At 35.1% G+C, this 17,573-nt stretch carries 14 protein-coding genes and 4 tRNA genes; all 18 read right to left on the bottom strand.

Annotation, left to right across the window (positions count from 1 at the left end; all coding sequences use genetic code 11):
• Positions 1-3 precede the first annotated feature (3 nt).
• The 18 genes from rpoC to QLS97_RS05520 all read right to left on the bottom strand — a co-directional run bounded on the left by rpoC (position 4) and on the right by QLS97_RS05520 (position 17,242).
• Complete coding sequence (gene rpoC, locus QLS97_RS05605) at positions 4-4,317, bottom strand: DNA-directed RNA polymerase subunit beta' (protein WP_282714831.1); 4,314 nt, start codon at positions 4,315-4,317, stop codon at positions 4-6.
• A gap of 299 nt (positions 4,318-4,616) precedes the next feature.
• Entirely contained in the window at positions 4,617-8,429 is a 3,813-nt protein-coding gene (rpoB, locus tag QLS97_RS05600) for a DNA-directed RNA polymerase subunit beta (protein WP_282710498.1), read from the bottom strand.
• A gap of 271 nt (positions 8,430-8,700) precedes the next feature.
• Positions 8,701-9,069 (bottom strand): 50S ribosomal protein L7/L12, encoded by a 369-nt coding sequence (gene rplL / locus QLS97_RS05595; RefSeq protein WP_077370834.1) that lies wholly within the window; start codon positions 9,067-9,069, stop codon positions 8,701-8,703.
• A 90-nt stretch (positions 9,070-9,159) separates the two neighbouring features.
• Entirely contained in the window at positions 9,160-9,672 is a 513-nt protein-coding gene (gene rplJ, locus QLS97_RS05590) for a 50S ribosomal protein L10 (protein WP_282714828.1), read from the bottom strand.
• A 22-nt stretch (positions 9,673-9,694) separates the two neighbouring features.
• Positions 9,695-10,384: a 50S ribosomal protein L1 gene (rplA, locus tag QLS97_RS05585; RefSeq protein ID WP_072944426.1), complete on the bottom strand. Its 690-nt coding sequence runs from the start codon at positions 10,382-10,384 to the stop codon at positions 9,695-9,697.
• Between the two features lie 13 nt (positions 10,385-10,397).
• Positions 10,398-10,835 (bottom strand): 50S ribosomal protein L11, encoded by a 438-nt coding sequence (rplK, locus tag QLS97_RS05580; RefSeq protein WP_035639405.1) that lies wholly within the window; start codon positions 10,833-10,835, stop codon positions 10,398-10,400.
• Positions 10,836-10,903: 68 nt separating this feature from the next.
• Positions 10,904-11,455 carry a transcription termination/antitermination protein NusG gene (gene nusG, locus QLS97_RS05575; protein WP_126455879.1) on the bottom strand — a complete coding sequence of 184 codons (552 nt, stop codon included), beginning with the start codon at positions 11,453-11,455 and terminating at the stop codon, positions 10,904-10,906.
• Between the two features lie 11 nt (positions 11,456-11,466).
• Entirely contained in the window at positions 11,467-11,664 is a 198-nt protein-coding gene (gene secE, locus QLS97_RS05570) for a preprotein translocase subunit SecE (RefSeq protein WP_039109059.1), read from the bottom strand.
• Positions 11,665-11,680: 16 nt separating this feature from the next.
• Positions 11,681-11,751: transfer RNA gene (locus tag QLS97_RS05565), tRNA-Trp, on the bottom strand.
• A 57-nt stretch (positions 11,752-11,808) separates the two neighbouring features.
• Positions 11,809-12,996, bottom strand: coding sequence for an elongation factor Tu (gene tuf, locus QLS97_RS05560; protein WP_131916706.1), 1,188 nt, complete (start codon positions 12,994-12,996; stop codon positions 11,809-11,811).
• Positions 12,997-13,050: 54 nt separating this feature from the next.
• A tRNA-Thr gene (locus QLS97_RS05555) sits at positions 13,051-13,122 on the bottom strand.
• 100 nt (positions 13,123-13,222) lie between these two features.
• Positions 13,223-13,303 (bottom strand) — tRNA-Tyr (locus QLS97_RS05550).
• A gap of 62 nt (positions 13,304-13,365) precedes the next feature.
• A tRNA-Thr gene (locus QLS97_RS05545) sits at positions 13,366-13,439 on the bottom strand.
• A 90-nt stretch (positions 13,440-13,529) separates the two neighbouring features.
• Positions 13,530-13,832: a ribosome hibernation-promoting factor, HPF/YfiA family gene (hpf, locus tag QLS97_RS05540; protein WP_039109464.1), complete on the bottom strand. Its 303-nt coding sequence runs from the start codon at positions 13,830-13,832 to the stop codon at positions 13,530-13,532.
• Between the two features lie 34 nt (positions 13,833-13,866).
• Entirely contained in the window at positions 13,867-14,763 is an 897-nt protein-coding gene (locus QLS97_RS05535) for a tyrosine-type recombinase/integrase (RefSeq protein WP_282714823.1), read from the bottom strand.
• 69 nt (positions 14,764-14,832) lie between these two features.
• Complete coding sequence (rpsU, locus tag QLS97_RS05530; protein ID WP_035670421.1) at positions 14,833-15,027, bottom strand: 30S ribosomal protein S21; 195 nt, start codon at positions 15,025-15,027, stop codon at positions 14,833-14,835.
• A 263-nt stretch (positions 15,028-15,290) separates the two neighbouring features.
• Entirely contained in the window at positions 15,291-16,433 is a 1,143-nt protein-coding gene (locus QLS97_RS05525) for an acyl-CoA dehydrogenase family protein (protein WP_282714822.1), read from the bottom strand.
• 17 nt (positions 16,434-16,450) lie between these two features.
• Complete coding sequence (locus QLS97_RS05520) at positions 16,451-17,242, bottom strand: ComEA family DNA-binding protein (RefSeq protein WP_345956935.1); 792 nt, start codon at positions 17,240-17,242, stop codon at positions 16,451-16,453.
• Positions 17,243-17,573: the final 331 nt, after the last annotated feature.

The following is a 17,573-nucleotide window of genomic DNA, read 5'->3' as shown; positions in this document are numbered from 1 at the left end:
ATTTTAATAAATATATTCTTCTTTGTTAGCCATCATGTCGTTATAATCTTCTTTTGACCCTACAATTGTGTTGTCATATTCTCTCATACCAGTTCCGGCAGGGATTCTATGTCCTACAATTACATTCTCTTTCAATCCTTCTAAGTAATCGATTTTACCTGCAACAGCAGCTTCGTTCAATACTTTAGTAGTCTCTTGGAAAGAGGCAGCAGAAATAAACGATTTAGTTTGAAGCGATGCTCTAGTAATACCTTGTAAAACTGGTGTTGCAGTTGCGGTAACAACATCACGAGCTACAACAAGATTTTTATCTGTACGTTTCAATAAAGAGTTTTCATCACGCAACTCACGAGGCGTAATAATTTGTCCTTCTTTTAAAGCACTAGAATCTCCAGCATCTTCAACTACTTTCATACCATATAATTTATCATTTTGAACGATAAAGTCTTTAGTGTGAATCAATTGATCTTCTAAGAATAAAGTATCACCTGGATCTTGTACTCTTACTTTACGCATCATTTGACGTATTACTACTTCAAAGTGTTTGTCGTTAATTTTTACCCCTTGTAAACGGTATACTTCTTGAATTTCATTTACCAAATACTGTTGAACAGCTGCCGGTCCTTGAATTCTTAAAATATCATCCGGAGTAATTGCACCATCAGATAAAGGCACCCCTGCTCTTACGAAGTCATTTTCTTGAACTAGAATTTGGCTTGATAATTTAACCAAGTATTTTCTAACGTCACCAAATTTAGATTCGATAACAATCTCACGGTTACCTCTTTTAATTTTTCCAAAAGAAACAACACCATCGATTTCAGAAACAACAGCTGGGTTTGAAGGATTACGAGCTTCTAACAACTCTGTAATTCTAGGTAAACCTCCAGTAATATCTCCTGATTTAGAAGAACGACGTGGAATTTTCACCAATACTTTACCTGCTTTAATTTTCTCACCGTTTTCAACCATCAAGTGGGCTCCAACTGGTAAGTTATAAGAACGAATTAGTTCTCCTTCTTTACCGTAAACCAATAAAGTAGGAATTAATTTTTTAGCTCTAGATTCAGAAATTACTTTTTCTTGGAAACCAGTTTGCTCATCAATTTCAACCATGAATGATTGACCTTGCTCTAAATCTTCGTAAGCAATTTTACCAGTAAACTCAGAAACGATAACTCCATTATATGGATCCCATTTACAGATTACATCTCCTTTAGCAACAGATTGACCGTCTTTAACGAAAATACTTGAACCGTAAGGAATATTATTTGTACTTAATAAGATACCTGTTCTTTCATCAATTAATTTCAATTCAGTAGAACGAGATACAACAATATCAACTGCATTACCTTCACTATCTTCTCCTTTAACAGTTTTTAAATCTTCGATTTCAAGTTTACCATCAAATTTGGTAATGATGCTTGATTCTTCAGAAATACCACCCGCAACCCCACCAACGTGGAATGTACGTAATGTTAACTGTGTACCCGGTTCTCCAATAGACTGAGCTGCAATAACACCAACTGCTTCTCCTCTTTGTGTCATTTTACCAGTAGCTAAATTTCTACCGTAACATTTTGCACAAATACCTTTTAACGCTTCACAAGTTAATGGTGAACGCACTTCTACTTTCTCGATTGGAGAAGCATCAATTGCTTTCATTATAACTTCAGTGATTTGCTGTCCAGCTTGAATTAAAACCTCATTGTTTAAAGGATTAATTACGTCTTGTAAAACAACACGTCCTAAAATTCTTTCTCCTAATGATTCAACAATTTCCTCATTTTTCTTCAATGCTGATACTTCAACACCTCTAAGTGTACCGCAATCTTCTATGTTAACAATAACATCTTGAGATACATCATGCAATCTTCTTGTTAAATATCCTGCATCGGCAGTTTTCAATGCCGTATCCGCAAGACCTTTACGCGCACCGTGAGTAGAGATAAAGTACTCAAGGATCGAAAGACCTTCTTTAAAGTTAGAAAGAATCGGGTTTTCAATAATCTCACCACCACCAGCAGTAGATTTTTTTGGCTTAGCCATCAAACCACGCATACCAGTTAACTGACGAATTTGTTCTTTGGAACCCCTTGCTCCAGAATCAAGCATCATATACACTGAGTTAAAACCTTGTTGGTCTTCTCTAATGTTTTTCATTGCTAACTCTGTCAATTGAGCATTTGCTGAAGTCCATACATCAATAACTTGGTTGTAACGTTCGTTATTGGTAATAAGACCCATATTATAATTAACAGAAATACCTTGAACTTGTTCTCTGGCGTCTGCAATTAATTTAGGTTTTTGATCTGGAATTCTAATATCTCCAAGAGAGAATGACAAACCACCTTTGAAGGCAAATTTGTAACCCATGTCTTTCATGTTATCCAAGAAAGCCGCTGTTGTAGGTACATCAGTAGAACTCAAAACGTGACCGATAATATCTCTAAGGTTTTTCTTAGTCAATACATCATTGATATATCCAGCTGCTTCCGGTACTACTTCATTAAATAATACACGACCCGCAGTTGTTTTGATGATTTGGTAAACCAACTCACCTGCTTCATTAAAATCTTTTGCTCTAATTTTAACAGAAGCATTCAATTCTAATCTACCTTCATTCAAAGCAATATTTACCTCTTCAGCAGAATAAAAAGTGATTCCTTCTCCTAAAATCTTAAGCTCAGGAGTAGATAAACGTTCTTTGGTCATATAGTATAGACCCAAGACCATATCCTGAGAAGGTACCGTGATTGGTGCACCATTAGCAGGATTCAGAATATTGTGAGAACCCAACATTAATAGTTGTGCTTCCAAAATAGCTTCTGGTCCTAATGGCAAGTGAACTGCCATTTGATCCCCATCAAAATCCGCATTAAATGCAGTACAAACTAAAGGGTGCAATTGGATTGCTTTTCCTTCAATTAATTTTGGTTGGAATGCTTGGATACCTAATCTGTGCAAAGTAGGAGCACGATTCAGTAATATTGGGTGACCTTTAATTACATTTTCAAGGATATCCCAAACTACAGGCTCTTTCTTATCTATTATTTTCTTAGCTGATTTTACAGTTTTTACAATTCCTCTTTCTATCAATTTACGGATAACGAAAGGTTTGTACAATTCTGCTGCCATATCTTTTGGGATACCACATTCAGATAATTTCAATTCAGGTCCAACAACAATTACCGAACGAGCAGAATAATCCACACGTTTTCCAAGTAAATTTTGACGGAAACGTCCTTGTTTACCTTTAAGGGAATCAGATAATGATTTTAATGGTCTGTTTGATTCTGTTTTTACTGCAGAAGCTTTACGAGTATTATCGAAAAGTGAATCTACAGATTCCTGCAACATACGTTTTTCGTTTCTTAAGATAACTTCTGGAGCTTTAATCTCCATTAATCTTTTCAAACGGTTGTTACGTATAATTACACGACGGTATAAATCATTTAAATCTGAAGTTGCAAAACGGCCTCCATCAAGTGGCACAAGCGGACGTAATTCTGGTGGAATAACTGGTACCACTTTCATAATCATCCATTCCGGACGATTCTCACGGTTCAAGTTAGACTCACGGAAAGATTCAACAACTTGTAATCTTTTTAACGCTTCAGTTTTACGTTGTTTAGACGTTTCATTGTTAGCATTGTGTCTCAATTGGTAAGACAAGGCATCAAGATCTATTCTTGCTAATAAATCCATAATACACTCTGCTCCCATTTTGGCAACAAACTTATTAGGATCAAAATCATCAAGATACTGATTGTCAGCAGGAAGTGTATCTAAAATATTTAAATATTCTTCTTCTGTCAAAAAGTCTAGTCTTTGCAATGATTCACCTTCTGCATTTTTAGCGATACCCGCTTGGATTACTACGTATCTTTCGTAGTAAATAATCATATCTAATTTCTTAGACGGAAGACCAAGGATATAACCAATTTTGTTTGGAAGAGAACGGAAATACCAGATATGAGCAATTGGCACAACAAGGTTGATGTGACCTACTCTGTCTCTACGTACTTTTTTCTCAGTTACTTCAACACCACAACGGTCACAGATGATTCCTTTGTAACGTATTCTTTTATACTTACCACAAGCACATTCAAAATCTTTTACTGGTCCGAAAATACGTTCACAGAAAAGACCATCACGCTCAGGTTTGTGCGTTCTGTAGTTGATAGTTTCGGGCTTCAATACTTCACCTCTTGATTCTTTCAAGATAGATTCGGGAGAAGCAAGTCCTATGGAGATTTTATTAAACCTTTTTACAGGGTTTTTATCTTTATTGTTATTATTTCTATTATTCATCATAGTTTTTACTATTGATTTATTTGCAATTAAAAATTGATTTTCGTTTTAATCTAAAGTCAAATGTCATAAAGTTTTTAAAGTCACAGATGACTTTAGACTTTGGACTTTCAAACTTTCGACTTAAACACTTCCTCGAGTTACTTCTCTAAACTTCAAATAAAAATTTTGAAGTGCTATTTATAAAACCTTTGGGTTTAAATAAAAAATCGGAACGGGTTACGGGTATAAATCCTAAAAACTTTTATAAATGCCAAAGTAGAGACGCGATTAATCGCGTCTCTACAGTTGACAAAATTTATTTATTCTTCTAAACGAATGTCAAGTCCAAGACCTTTCAATTCATGCATTAATACATTGAATGATTCAGGTAATCCTGGTTCTGGCATAGATTCACCTTTTACGATTGCTTCGTAAGTTTTAGCTCTACCGATAACATCATCAGACTTCACAGTCAAGATTTCTCTAAGTGTACTTGATGCTCCATAAGCTTCAAGTGCCCAAACCTCCATCTCTCCAAAACGTTGCCCTCCAAATTGAGCTTTACCTCCAAGTGGTTGTTGAGTAATCAACGAGTATGGACCTATAGAACGTGCGTGCATTTTATCGTCAACCATGTGTCCAAGTTTCAACATGTAGATAACTCCTACTGTTGCTGCTTGATGGAAACGTTCTCCTGTACCACCATCATATAAATGTGTATGTCCAAAACGTGGTATTCCAGCTTCGTCAGTCAATTCATTGATTTGATCAAGAGTTGCTCCGTCAAAAATTGGTGTAGCAAATTTTCTACCCAAGTTTTGTCCAGCCCAACCAAGAACAGTTTCATAAATTTGACCAATGTTCATACGTGAAGGTACACCTAATGGGTTCAACACGATATCAACTGGCGTTCCATCTTCAAGGAAAGGCATATCTTCATGACGAACGATACGAGCAACAATACCTTTGTTACCGTGACGTCCCGCCATTTTATCCCCAACTTTCAGTTTACGTTTTTTGGCAATATATACTTTCGCTAATTTCAAGATTCCTGCTGGCAATTCATCCCCAACAGTAATAGTGAATTTCTCTCTACGTAAAGCCCCTTGTAAATCGTTCAATTTAATTTTATAGTTATGAATTAAATCATTAACCATTTTATTAGTTGCATCATCAGCAACCCATTGACCTTTACTTAAGTGAGCAAAATCTTCAACAGCATAAAGCATTTTTTGCGTGTATTTTTTACCTTTTGGTAAAACTTCTTCACCCAAATCATTCATTACCCCTTGAGATGTTTTTCCGTTTACGATCAAGAAAAGTTTCTCCACTAATTTGTCTTTTAATTCAACAAATTTAACTTCAAACTCCATTTCAAGTGCTCCTAAAGCATCTTTATCTTGAGTACGTTTACGTTTATCTTTTACTGCTCTTGCGAACAATTTTTTGTCTAAAACTACACCATGTAAAGAAGGAGAAGCTTTTAATGAAGCATCTTTTACATCACCTGCTTTGTCCCCGAAGATTGCACGAAGCAATTTCTCTTCCGGAGTAGGATCTGATTCCCCTTTTGGAGTAATTTTTCCGATAAGAATGTCGCCAGGTTTAACCTCGGCTCCAATTCTGATCATACCATTTTCATCTAAATCTTTAGTAGCTTCTTCAGAAACGTTTGGTATGTCATTCGTTAATTCTTCGTTACCTAATTTAGTATCTCTAACTTCTAATGAATAATCATCAACGTGAATAGAGGTAAAAATATCGTCACGAACAACTTTTTCAGAAATTACAATCGCATCCTCGAAGTTGTATCCTTTCCATGGCATAAATGCAACTTTTAGGTTACGACCTAAAGCTAATTCACCATTTTGAGTCGCATATCCTTCAGATAATACTTGTCCAGGAACCACTCTATCCCCTTTTCTTACGATAGGTTTAAGGTTGATACTTGTACCTTGATTGGTTTTTCTAAATTTAATTAAATTGTATGTTTTTTCATCTGGCTCAAAACTCACCATTCTTTCTTCTTCAGAACGGTCGTATTTGATAGTGATGATATTTGCATCTACATATTCTATAACTCCATCTCCTTCAGCATTAATCAATACTCTAGAATCAGAAGCTACTTGACGCTCTAAACCAGTTCCAACAATTGGAGCTTCAGGACGAATTAATGGTACGGCCTGACGCATCATGTTAGATCCCATCAAGGCTCTATTCGCATCATCATGTTCTAAGAAAGGAATCAAAGAAGCTGAAATAGAAGCAATTTGATTTGGAGCAACATCAGTATAATCTACTTTTGTTGGTTCAATTACTGGGAAATCACCTTCTTGACGTGCAATTACGTCTTCGGCAGTAATTTTTCCTGTAGCATCCATTTGAATGTTTGCCTGAGCAATCATCATTCCTTCTTCTTCTTCTGCGCTTAAGTATACTGGAGTAGACACTAAATCTACAGTTCCATTAGTTACTTTACGGTACGGTGTTTCGATGAAACCCATTCCGTTTACTTTAGCATAAACACCAAGAGATGAAATCAAACCAATGTTTGGTCCCTCAGGAGTTTCAATTGGACATAAACGTCCGTAATGCGTATAGTGAACGTCACGTACCTCAAAACCTGCTCTTTCTCTCGAAAGTCCACCTGGTCCTAGTGCAGATAATCTTCTCTTGTGCGTAATCTCGGCAAGTGGATTCGTTTGATCCATAAACTGAGACAACTGGTTTGTTCCAAAGAAAGAGTTGATAACAGATGATAATGTTTTTGCATTAATCAAATCTATTGGTGTAAACACCTCGTTATCTCTAACGTTCATTCTCTCACGAATAGTTCTCGCCATACGCGCTAATCCAACACCGAATTGTTGAGACAATTGTTCTCCAACTGTTCTAACACGACGGTTTGATAAGTGATCAATATCATCAATCTCTGCTTTAGAGTTGATCAATTCGATCAAATATTTCACGATAGTTATGATATCTTCTTTGGTCAAGACTTGCTTTTCCATTGGAGTATCCAACCCTAATTTTTTATTTATTCTATAACGACCTACTTCACCTAAGTTGTAACGTTGGTCAGAGAAGAATAATTTATCTATAATACCACGAGCCGTTTCTTCATCAGGCGGTTCAGCGTTACGTAATTGTCTGTAGATATGTTCAACAGCCTCTTTTTCAGAGTTTGTTGGATCTTTTTGCAACGTATTATGAATGATAGCATAATCACCTTGATTAGCATCTTCTTTATGTAGCAAAATAGATTTAACGTTAGAATCAATGATTTCTTCCACATTATCTTTGTCGATAATAGTATCTCTATCAAGGATTATTTCGTTACGTTCGATAGAAACTACTTCACCAGTGTCTTCATCTACGAAATCTTCATGCCATGTATTCAATACACGAGCAGCTAATTTTCTACCGATATATTTTTTTAGACCTGTTTTAGAAACCTTAATTTCTTCGGCAAGATCAAAAATTTCTAGAATATCTTTATCTCTTTCAAAACCAATTGCTCTAAAAAGAGTGGTAACTGGTAATTTTTTCTTTCTGTCGATATAAGCGTACATTACACTATTTATATCTGTAGAAAACTCTATCCAAGAACCTTTAAAAGGAATTACTCTGGCAGAATACAATTTTGTACCATTTGCATGGAATGATTGACCAAAGAAAACACCTGGAGATCTGTGTAATTGAGAAACAACTACACGCTCAGCACCATTAATAACAAAGGTACCACTAGGCGTCATATAAGGAATTGTACCAAGATAAACATCTTGAACAATAGTTTCAAAATCTTCATGTTCTGGATCTGTACAATATAGTTTTAACCTTGCTTTTAAAGGCACACTATAGGTAAGACCTCTTTCTATACATTCTTGAATTGTATAACGTGGTGGATCTACAAAATAATCAAGGAATTCTAATACAAAGTTATTTCTTGTATCAGTAATTGGGAAGTTTTCCATGAAGGTATTGTAAAGCCCTTCGTCGCCTCTTTCGTCAGATTTAGTTTCTAATTGAAAAAAATCTTTAAACGATTTAACCTGAACATCTAGAAAATCTGGATAATCAGGAATATTTTTTGTTGAGGCAAAATTCAATCTTTCGGTCTGATTTGTTATCATCAATGGACAAAATTTTGATTAAAAAAGTAATTTTTTTGTACAAATATTGATCTATTTATACTTTTCTTTTACAACCATTACATCTTTAAAAACCAATTTAAGATAACTACTTTCTTATTATCTGTTAATTTTTTTTCCTCGTAATGGGTAAAATGAATTTGTTTTCAAAGACTATTATGTAATTATACAAGGTAGACTTTTGTTATACGAAAAATGGTTTAGGTCATTGGGAAACCCAAGACCTAAACCTAATTCTTTAAACTGAGTTTAACTATTTAAGCTCAACAACAGCTCCAGCTTCTTCTAAAGATTTTTTAAGACCTTCAGCCTCTTCTTTAGTTACACCTTCTTTAACGTTACTTGGAGCGCTATCAACTACATCTTTAGCTTCTTTCAAACCTAAACCTGTAAGTTCTTTAACTAATTTTACAACTGCTAATTTAGAAGCACCAGCTTCTTTCAATACAACTGTAAATTCAGTTTGAGCTTCTTCAGCAGCAGCTTCTCCACCACCTGAAACTACTACAGCTGCAGCAGCTGGTTCGATTCCGTACTCATCTTTTAATATTGTTGCTAATTCGTTAACTTCTTTTACCGTTAGGTTAACTAATTGTTCTGCGAATTGTTTCAAATCTGCCATTTTTTCTATCGTTTTAAAATGATTTGTAAAAATATAATTTATTTATTGTGCGCTTTTTAAAATAAAACTTAGACTATAAAGCCAGTTTTATTATGCTTCTACTTCTTCTGTAGCCTCTTCGCTTTTTGCGAATTGGTTTTGAAGAGCAGAAATAACTCTTTGAGCTGGTGATTGAAGCAATCCAATGATTTCGCCGATAAGCTCTTCTTTAGATTTAATAGTTGCTAATGCATCTAATTGATCGTCTCCAATATAAATTTCAGCGTTAATATAAGCTCCTTTTAATACAGGTTTAGCTGATTTTTTTCTGAAATCTTTAATTATTTTTCCAGGTGCATTTGCAATATCTGAAATAAATATAGCGCTGTTACCTGTCAATACAGATGGCAAATCACCATAATCATTAGCAGAAGCTTCCATTGCTTTTGCAAGCAAAGTATTTTTCACAACCTCTAATTTTATACCTGCTTTAAAACAAGCTCTTCTCAAGCTTGAAGTTGTTTCTGCATTAAGTCCAGAAATATCAGATACATAAATGATATTTGTACCAGCTAACTGTGCAGTTAATTCTTCAATCGCGATTGATTTTTCTTCTCTAGTCATACTAAAAATTATTAACTACCAATTATACTGCTTTTGGATCCAATGCAATTGCAGGACTCATCGTGCTTGTAAGGTGAATACCTTTAATATAGGTACCTTTAGCAGCAGTTGGTTTAAGTTTGATTAATGTTTGAATAATTTCGTGTGCATTGTCATAAATTTGCTCAGCTCCAAAAGAAACTTTACCAATTCCTGCATGTACAATACCAGTTTTATCAACTTTAAAGTCAATTTTACCAGCTTTTACCTCAGCAACAGCTTTTGCAACATCCATAGTTACAGTCCCTGTTTTAGGGTTTGGCATTAAACCTCTAGGTCCTAATATACGACCTAATGGACCTAATTTCCCCATAACAGCAGGCATAGTGATGATAACATCAACATCTGTCCAACCGTCTTTAATTTTTTGCAAGTAATCGTCAAGACCTACATAGTCTGCACCAGCCGCTAAAGCTTCCGCTTCTTTATCTGGAGTAACTAATGCTAATACTTTAACATCTTTACCAGTTCCATGAGGCAATGTTACCACACCTCTAACCATTTGATTCGCTTTTCTTGGATCTACACCCAATCGAACTGCGATATCAACAGACTCATCAAATTTTGCAGAAGCAATAACTTTTATCAATGCCGCAGCATCTTTAAGAGAATATAATTTGTTCTTTTCAATTTTTGAAGCAGCCTCTTTTTGCTTTTTTGTCAATTTTGCCATGTCTTTCTCTTAATTAAAAAGGAGAATCTCCTGATACAGTTATACCCATAGATCTAGCTGTTCCAGCGATCATGCTCATAGCAGATTCGATTGTGAATGCATTTAGATCTACCATTTTATCTTCAGCAATTGCTTTGATAACATCCCAAGTAACGCTAGCTACTTTTTTACGATTTGGTTCACCAGATCCGGACTTTAGCTTTGCCGCTTCCAATAACTGGACAGCCGCTGGAGGAGTTTTTACAACAAAATCAAATGATTTGTCTTTATACACAGTAATTTGTACTGGGCATATTTTGCCGGGTTTATCTTGAGTTCTAGCATTAAATTGCTTACAGAATTCCATGATGTTTACCCCAGCAGCTCCTAAAGCAGGTCCAACCGGTGGCGACGGGTTCGCAGCACCTCCCTTAACTTGTAGTTTAACTACCTTACTAATTTCTTTAGCCATTTTTTAAAAAATTTAACACTACAATCATTGGAAGCGATTGTAATGGATATTATAGATGTAACAAAAAATTATACTTTTTCAACTTGCATAAAACTCAATTCCAATGGTGTTTTTCTTCCGAAAATCTTAACCATTACTTCCAGTTTACGCTTTTCTTCATTAATTTTTTCAACAGTACCGTTAAAACCATTAAAAGGCCCATCAACAACCTTAATAGTCTCACCAATGTTAAATGGAATAGAACGAGTATCTGTATTCACAGCCAACTCATCTACTTTACCTAACATTCTGTTTACTTCTGAAATTCTCAATGGCACAGGCTCTCCACCTTTGATTTCACCTAGAAAACCAATAACACTTGTTATAGACTTAATAATATGAGGTATCTCTCCAATAAGATTAGCTTCAATCATAACATAACCAGGAAAATAAACTTTGTCTTTGATTATTTTTTTTCCCTCTTTTACTGTCACTACTTTTTCAGTAGGCACTAAAACTTGCGAAACATAATCTCCCATTCCTAGTCGCGCGATTTCGGTTTCAATATAAGCTTTCACTTTATTTTCTTGCCCGCTTACCGCTCTAACGACATACCACTTCTTAATATTATTATCTGCCATAACAAAAAAAATTACGCTTTTATCCAGTTAAAAAATCCAGCCAAAGCTTTTGCGAAAATTTCATCTACTCCCCAAGTTGCCAAAGCGAATAATACTGAAAAAACAGCAACAACAATCGTTAGACGTTGCACCTCAGCCCAAGCTGGCCAAGTCACATTTGACTTTAATTCCTCAAATGCTTCTGATATGTAATTAACAACTTTTGTCATTATGATTTATTTTTTGCACGGGCGGAGGGATTCGAACCCCCATCAACGGTTTTGGAGACCGCTATTCTACCCTTGAACTACGCCCGTAGAATAAAAATAGTGTCATCGTTAAACGACACTATTTTTTGAATTTATTTTAGTAGATTATCCTACAATTTCAGTTACTTGTCCAGCACCTACTGTTCTACCACCTTCACGGATAGCGAAACGTAAACCAACGCTCATTGCGATTGGACTCAACAAAGCAACATTAATAGTTAAATTGTCTCCTGGCATTACCATCTCTACACCTTCTGGCAAAGTAATAACTCCTGTTACATCAGTTGTACGTACGTAAAACTGTGGACGGTAGTTATTATGGAATGGAGTATGACGACCACCTTCTTCTTTTTTCAAGATATAAACCTCTGCTTTGAAAGTAGCGTGTGGCTTAACTGAACCTGGCTTAATGATAACCATTCCTCTTTTGATAGATTCTTTATCAACACCACGCAACAATAAACCTACGTTATCTCCTGCCTCACCTCTATCAAGGATTTTACGGAACATCTCAACTCCTGTAATAGTAGAAGTCAATTTTTCAGCTCCCATACCAATGATTTCAACAGCATCTCCTGTATTAGCAATACCAGTTTCGATACGACCTGTAGCAACAGTTCCACGACCAGTAATTGTAAATACATCCTCAACCGGCATCAAGAAAGGTTTTGCAGTATCACGAATTGGTTCTTCAATCCATGTATCACAAGCTTCCATTAATTCAATGATTTTTGGTACCCAAGCTGGATCATTATTCAATCCTCCAAGAGCAGACCCTTGAATAACTGGACAATTATCTCCATCATATTCATAGAAAGACAATAAGTCTCTAATTTCCATTTCAACAAGTTCCAATAATTCCTCATCATCAACCATATCCACTTTATTCATGAATACAACCATTCTAGGAATACCTACTTGACGACCTAAAAGGATATGCTCACGAGTTTGCGGCATTGGCCCGTCAGTAGCAGCTACAACTAGGATAGCACCGTCCATTTGAGCAGCACCAGTAACCATGTTTTTTACGTAATCTGCGTGACCTGGACAGTCAACGTGTGCGTAATGACGGTTAGCAGTTTCGTACTCAACGTGAGATGTATTAATTGTAATACCTCTTTCTTTTTCTTCAGGAGCATTATCAATTTGATCAAATGATTTTGCTTGACAGTAACCTGCATCAGATAACACTTTTGTGATTGCTGCAGTTAATGTAGTTTTTCCGTGATCCACGTGCCCAATTGTACCAATGTTTAAGTGGGGCTTGTTACGGTTAAAGGTTTCTTTTGCCATTTTACTTAATTTTTAATCTAGTTTATATATTTATTTCAATTTCTTACTAACTTGAGCCAACTACGGGAATTGAACCCGTGACCTCTTCCTTACCAAGGAAGCACTCTACCTCTGAGCTAAGTCGGCAGAATCCTTGATTTTAGTCCCGATAGCTACCAGGATAGACTTCTAATTTTAGACTTTTCAAATCTACAATCTGAAATTCACAATCTAAAATTCATCCTTGTGGGGAGAGCAGGATTCGAACCTGCGAAGTTCACACAGCAGATTTACAGTCTGCCCTCGTTGGCCGCTTGAGTATCTCCCCCTTTATTGATTTCCAATACTTTAAAAGAACTATTTCCAAACGCTTTGGAAACAAATTTTTAGAGCCGGCGGAGGGACTCGAACCCACGACCTGCTGATTACAAATCAGCTGCTCTAGCCAACTGAGCTACGCTGGCAATATCAATAAAAAAGTCCGCTATTTCTAACGGACTGCAAATGTATAGATTTTATCTCTCAATCAAAACATTTTTTTAAAAAAATTTATATTAAATGTGCGAACTTATTTTTTCTTTCCTTTTTACTAACAATCGTTCTAAAGATTCCGCACAAAGCTCCACCGCTTCTTCAAATATTTTACACTGCTTTTTAACTACAAAATCATCTCCCGGAACATTAATTTTTATCTCAGCAATTTTGTTCTCTTTATCACTCGTCTTTTCAACTTTCAAAAAAACATCCACCGACACTACCTTATCGTAATATTTTTCTAACTTGTCCATTCTTTCTTGAACAAAATCCACTAGCTTTTTGTCAACAGTAAAGTTAACTGCATGAACATTTACCTTCATAATCATTATTTTTTAATAGTTAAACATTTCTGAATTACTTCTGATTCCTTGGATGCGCATCTTCATACACCTTTTTTAGTTCTGTTAAACTACTGTGCGTATATATTTGCGTTGACGCCAAACTAGAATGTCCTAATAATTCTTTTACTGAGTTCAAATCGGCTCCGTTATTTAATAGATGAGTTGCAAACGTATGTCGCAATATGTGCGGACTCTTTTTTACTTTCTCGGAGACAGCACTAAAGTAAGAATTTATTAATCGATACACAAAGGAATCATTTAATTTTAACCCTTTTTTTGTGAGAAAAAAATAATCGCCATCCACTATCGACAACACAGAGGAACGCTCCTTTAAATACAAAGAAAACTGATTTATAATTATCGGTAAAACTGGCAATATCCGCTCCTTATTCCTTTTCCCCAGCACTTTGACCGTACCGCCAGATAAATTGACATTAACTACTTTTAAATGAATCAACTCCGTTCTTCGCATGCCAGTAGTGTAAAACAAATCGACTATAAGTTTATTTCTTATTTCTTCAAAGCCCACTGGATTTTGCACATGACTCAAAGCATCCTCAAGTTCTTTTTCAGAAAACGGAATTTGCAATAACTTAGGAGTCTTTAGCGCCTTGTGTTTCAATAACGGACTCACTTCTATTTGCTTTGTCTTTAACAGAAATTTGTAAAATGCTTTTAAGGATGCAATTTTTCTATTAACCGAGGTATTTGATATATCATCATCAACGAGAGACACAATCCAAGTTCTAATTTGACTATAATTGACTTGCTCAATATTCTCTTGATCAAAATGAATCGTATTGAACAACTCAAAAGAAGCAATATCATTGCAATACGCAGTTACAGTATGCGAAGAGTATTTTTTCTCCAACAGTAGATAATCCCGAAATGCATCTTTATTAGTAGCCATAAAAAAACCGTTAGCATCAAAGTTATAAAACTTTAATGACTAACGGTACTTTATTCTAATAGATATTGACTAACTCTCTAAGTTATCTCTCATATTTTGGATATAAGCCGCTTTTTGAATTTTGATTCTATTGGTAACTGAAGGCTTAATAAAAGCAGTACGTGCTCTTAATTGACGAACAGTTCCTGTTTTATCAAATTTTCTTTTATAGCGTTTTAACGCTCTATCGATATTTTCTCCGTCTTTAATTGGTATAATTAACATAATATAGACACCCCCTTTCTTTAAGTGTGCAAAAGTAAACATTATTTTGAATTACGAGTCATGAATTATGGATTATTTTTGAGCGTGCCGGCAAACACCACTTTCATCATCCACAAAACGTCAATTCGTCCGCCGTCAGGCTGTCCGTTTCAAGTCCTCATTACATTCCGGGCTTTTCTCTCCCATCCTTCACGCAAAAAAAAGAGCCAAGTTGCAATTGAATACATCTTGGCTCTTCATACTATATTCTAATTTTTCAAAAACTATCCTTTCAACAAATTTCTGGAAATCACTATTTTTTGAATCTCCGTAGTTCCTTCACCAATGGTACATAATTTAGAATCTCTATAGAATTTCTCTACCGGATAATCTTTAATATAACCATAGCCGCCATGTATTTGTACCGCTTCATTAGCTACTCTCACACAAACTTCAGAAGAATACATTTTAGCCATAGCTCCCATCGTGGTAACCGGCCTGTGTTGTTGCTTTAAGAAAGCCGCTTTGTGTAACAATAATTCCGAAGCTTCAATCTCAGTTGCCATATCCGCTAACTTGAATGAAATTCCTTGAAACTCACAAATTGGCTGCCCAAATTGATGTCTTTCTTTCGAATATTTCAACGCTGCTTCATATGCTCCTTTGGCAATTCCTAACGACAATGCACCAATAGAGATTCTTCCACCATCCAGAATTTTCATCGCTTGAATGAAACCTTGTCCTACTTCCCCTAATCTGTTAGCATCAGGAATACGACAATTATCAAAAATCAATTCAGCAGTTTCACTGGCACGCATGCCTAATTTATTTTCTTTTTTACCAGATGTAAAACCTGGCATTCCTTTTTCAAAAACAAAAGCAGTCATTCCTTTCGAATCTCCTTTTTCACCGGTACGAACAATTACAACTGCAATATCTCCGGAAATAGCGTGCGTAATGAAATTTTTAGCTCCATTAACAACCCAGAAATCCCCATCTTTTTTTGCAGTGGTATTCATGCCGCCTGCATCTGATCCGGTATTGTGTTCTGTCAATCCCCAAGCACCGATATGTTCAGCTGTAGCTAATTTTGGGATCCATTTTTTCTTTTGCTCTTCATTTCCAAAAGTCAAAATATGATTTGTACACAATGAATTATGTGCCGCAACAGACAATCCTATGGATGGATCAACTTTTGATATTTCTTCTACTATAGTAATATATTCATGATATCCCAATCCAGAACCACCAAGTTCTTCCGGCACTAAAACACCCATAAAACCCATTTCACCTAATTTTTTAAATAATGGTACAGGAAATGTTTGCGCTTCATCCCACTCCATTATGTTTGGTCGAATTTCTTTTTCAGCAAAATCTCTTATAGATTGCGCAATCATTGATTGCGTTTCGTTGTAGTCAAAGTTCATTGTAATAGTGTTTTATTTTAAAAGTCCAAATATAAGCCAATTATTTTTGCTTTATCAACAGGAAATCCCTTAATTTTTGTTAAATCCTCAATATTGTTAATGCTTCCTCTCATGCTTCGATAAGTGACAATTTCTTTTGCCAAAGCATATCTAAAATAATAAAACTGGGAAAGTTCTTTTAAAGAAGCATTATTAATGTCTATTTTCTTAAAATTTAGAAGTACCGAAACTTTAAAATGAGTATTTAAATTCTCAATAACTTCAGGTGACAATCCCCAAACATCTTTCATTTGTTCCATGGAAACAAACCCTCCTGAACTTTCTTTTTGTTTTAAAATTCGAAGCGATATCGCCTCACCTATTCCATAAATTTTCATCAAATCTTCTTTGGTAGCCAAATTGATATCGATTAAAATAATTTTTCCTTTTTTGGCAAAAGCCGGATTTGGATATTTTTTAAATTCTTTATACTCTTTCTTATTATTTACCCAATCAGGGAATTTAAAATAAGGAGCTATCGCATGCAATAATGAATCCGAAATTTTAGTCACGTTTTGAAACTCCTTTGAGGAATTAACGTATTTATTCTCTTTTCTAAAAGCCAACAAGCGGTCAATTTCCGCCACTGACATTCCTAACTTGTACCCTTTATAGTCAGTTATAAAATTAGGATTGAAAGGATATATTTTAGGAAAACCCTTAGAATTATTAGTTTTCATGGAGTCCACTTTAGACTGAAGGGAAAGCCATTTCTGTTTATCCGGATATTCTTTTGCTTCAAAACTAAAGTCCGCAAAAAAATAAATCATTTGTAAAAGAATTATTATTGCGAATAACACGAAAATACCCGTGCTTTGCTCTCGAGTAAAATTGAAGAAAGTTCGCACTATTTTAAAATTCATTTATAATTAAGAATTAGTAGAGTAAATTTAAGATTCCTAAATTTATAAATTAAATCAAGACCTATCACTTTCTAAGGAAAAATATTCTAAAGAGACCTAACTTATTTCAAAAAACTAAGTAACATTCAGTTCAACTAGATTCAAAAAAAAGTTTTTTCTCAGACTAAACCCCAAATAAAGACAGGTAAATTACTTTTTTATAACTTAAAATTCAATTATTGTTTTTATTTTTTATAAA

It is taken from the genome of Flavobacterium yafengii, assembly GCF_030010375.1.
Lineage (GTDB): Bacteria > Bacteroidota > Bacteroidia > Flavobacteriales > Flavobacteriaceae > Flavobacterium > Flavobacterium yafengii.
The sequence above is the reverse complement of the archived record's forward strand: the minus strand, read 5'-3'. Positions and strand labels throughout refer to the sequence as shown.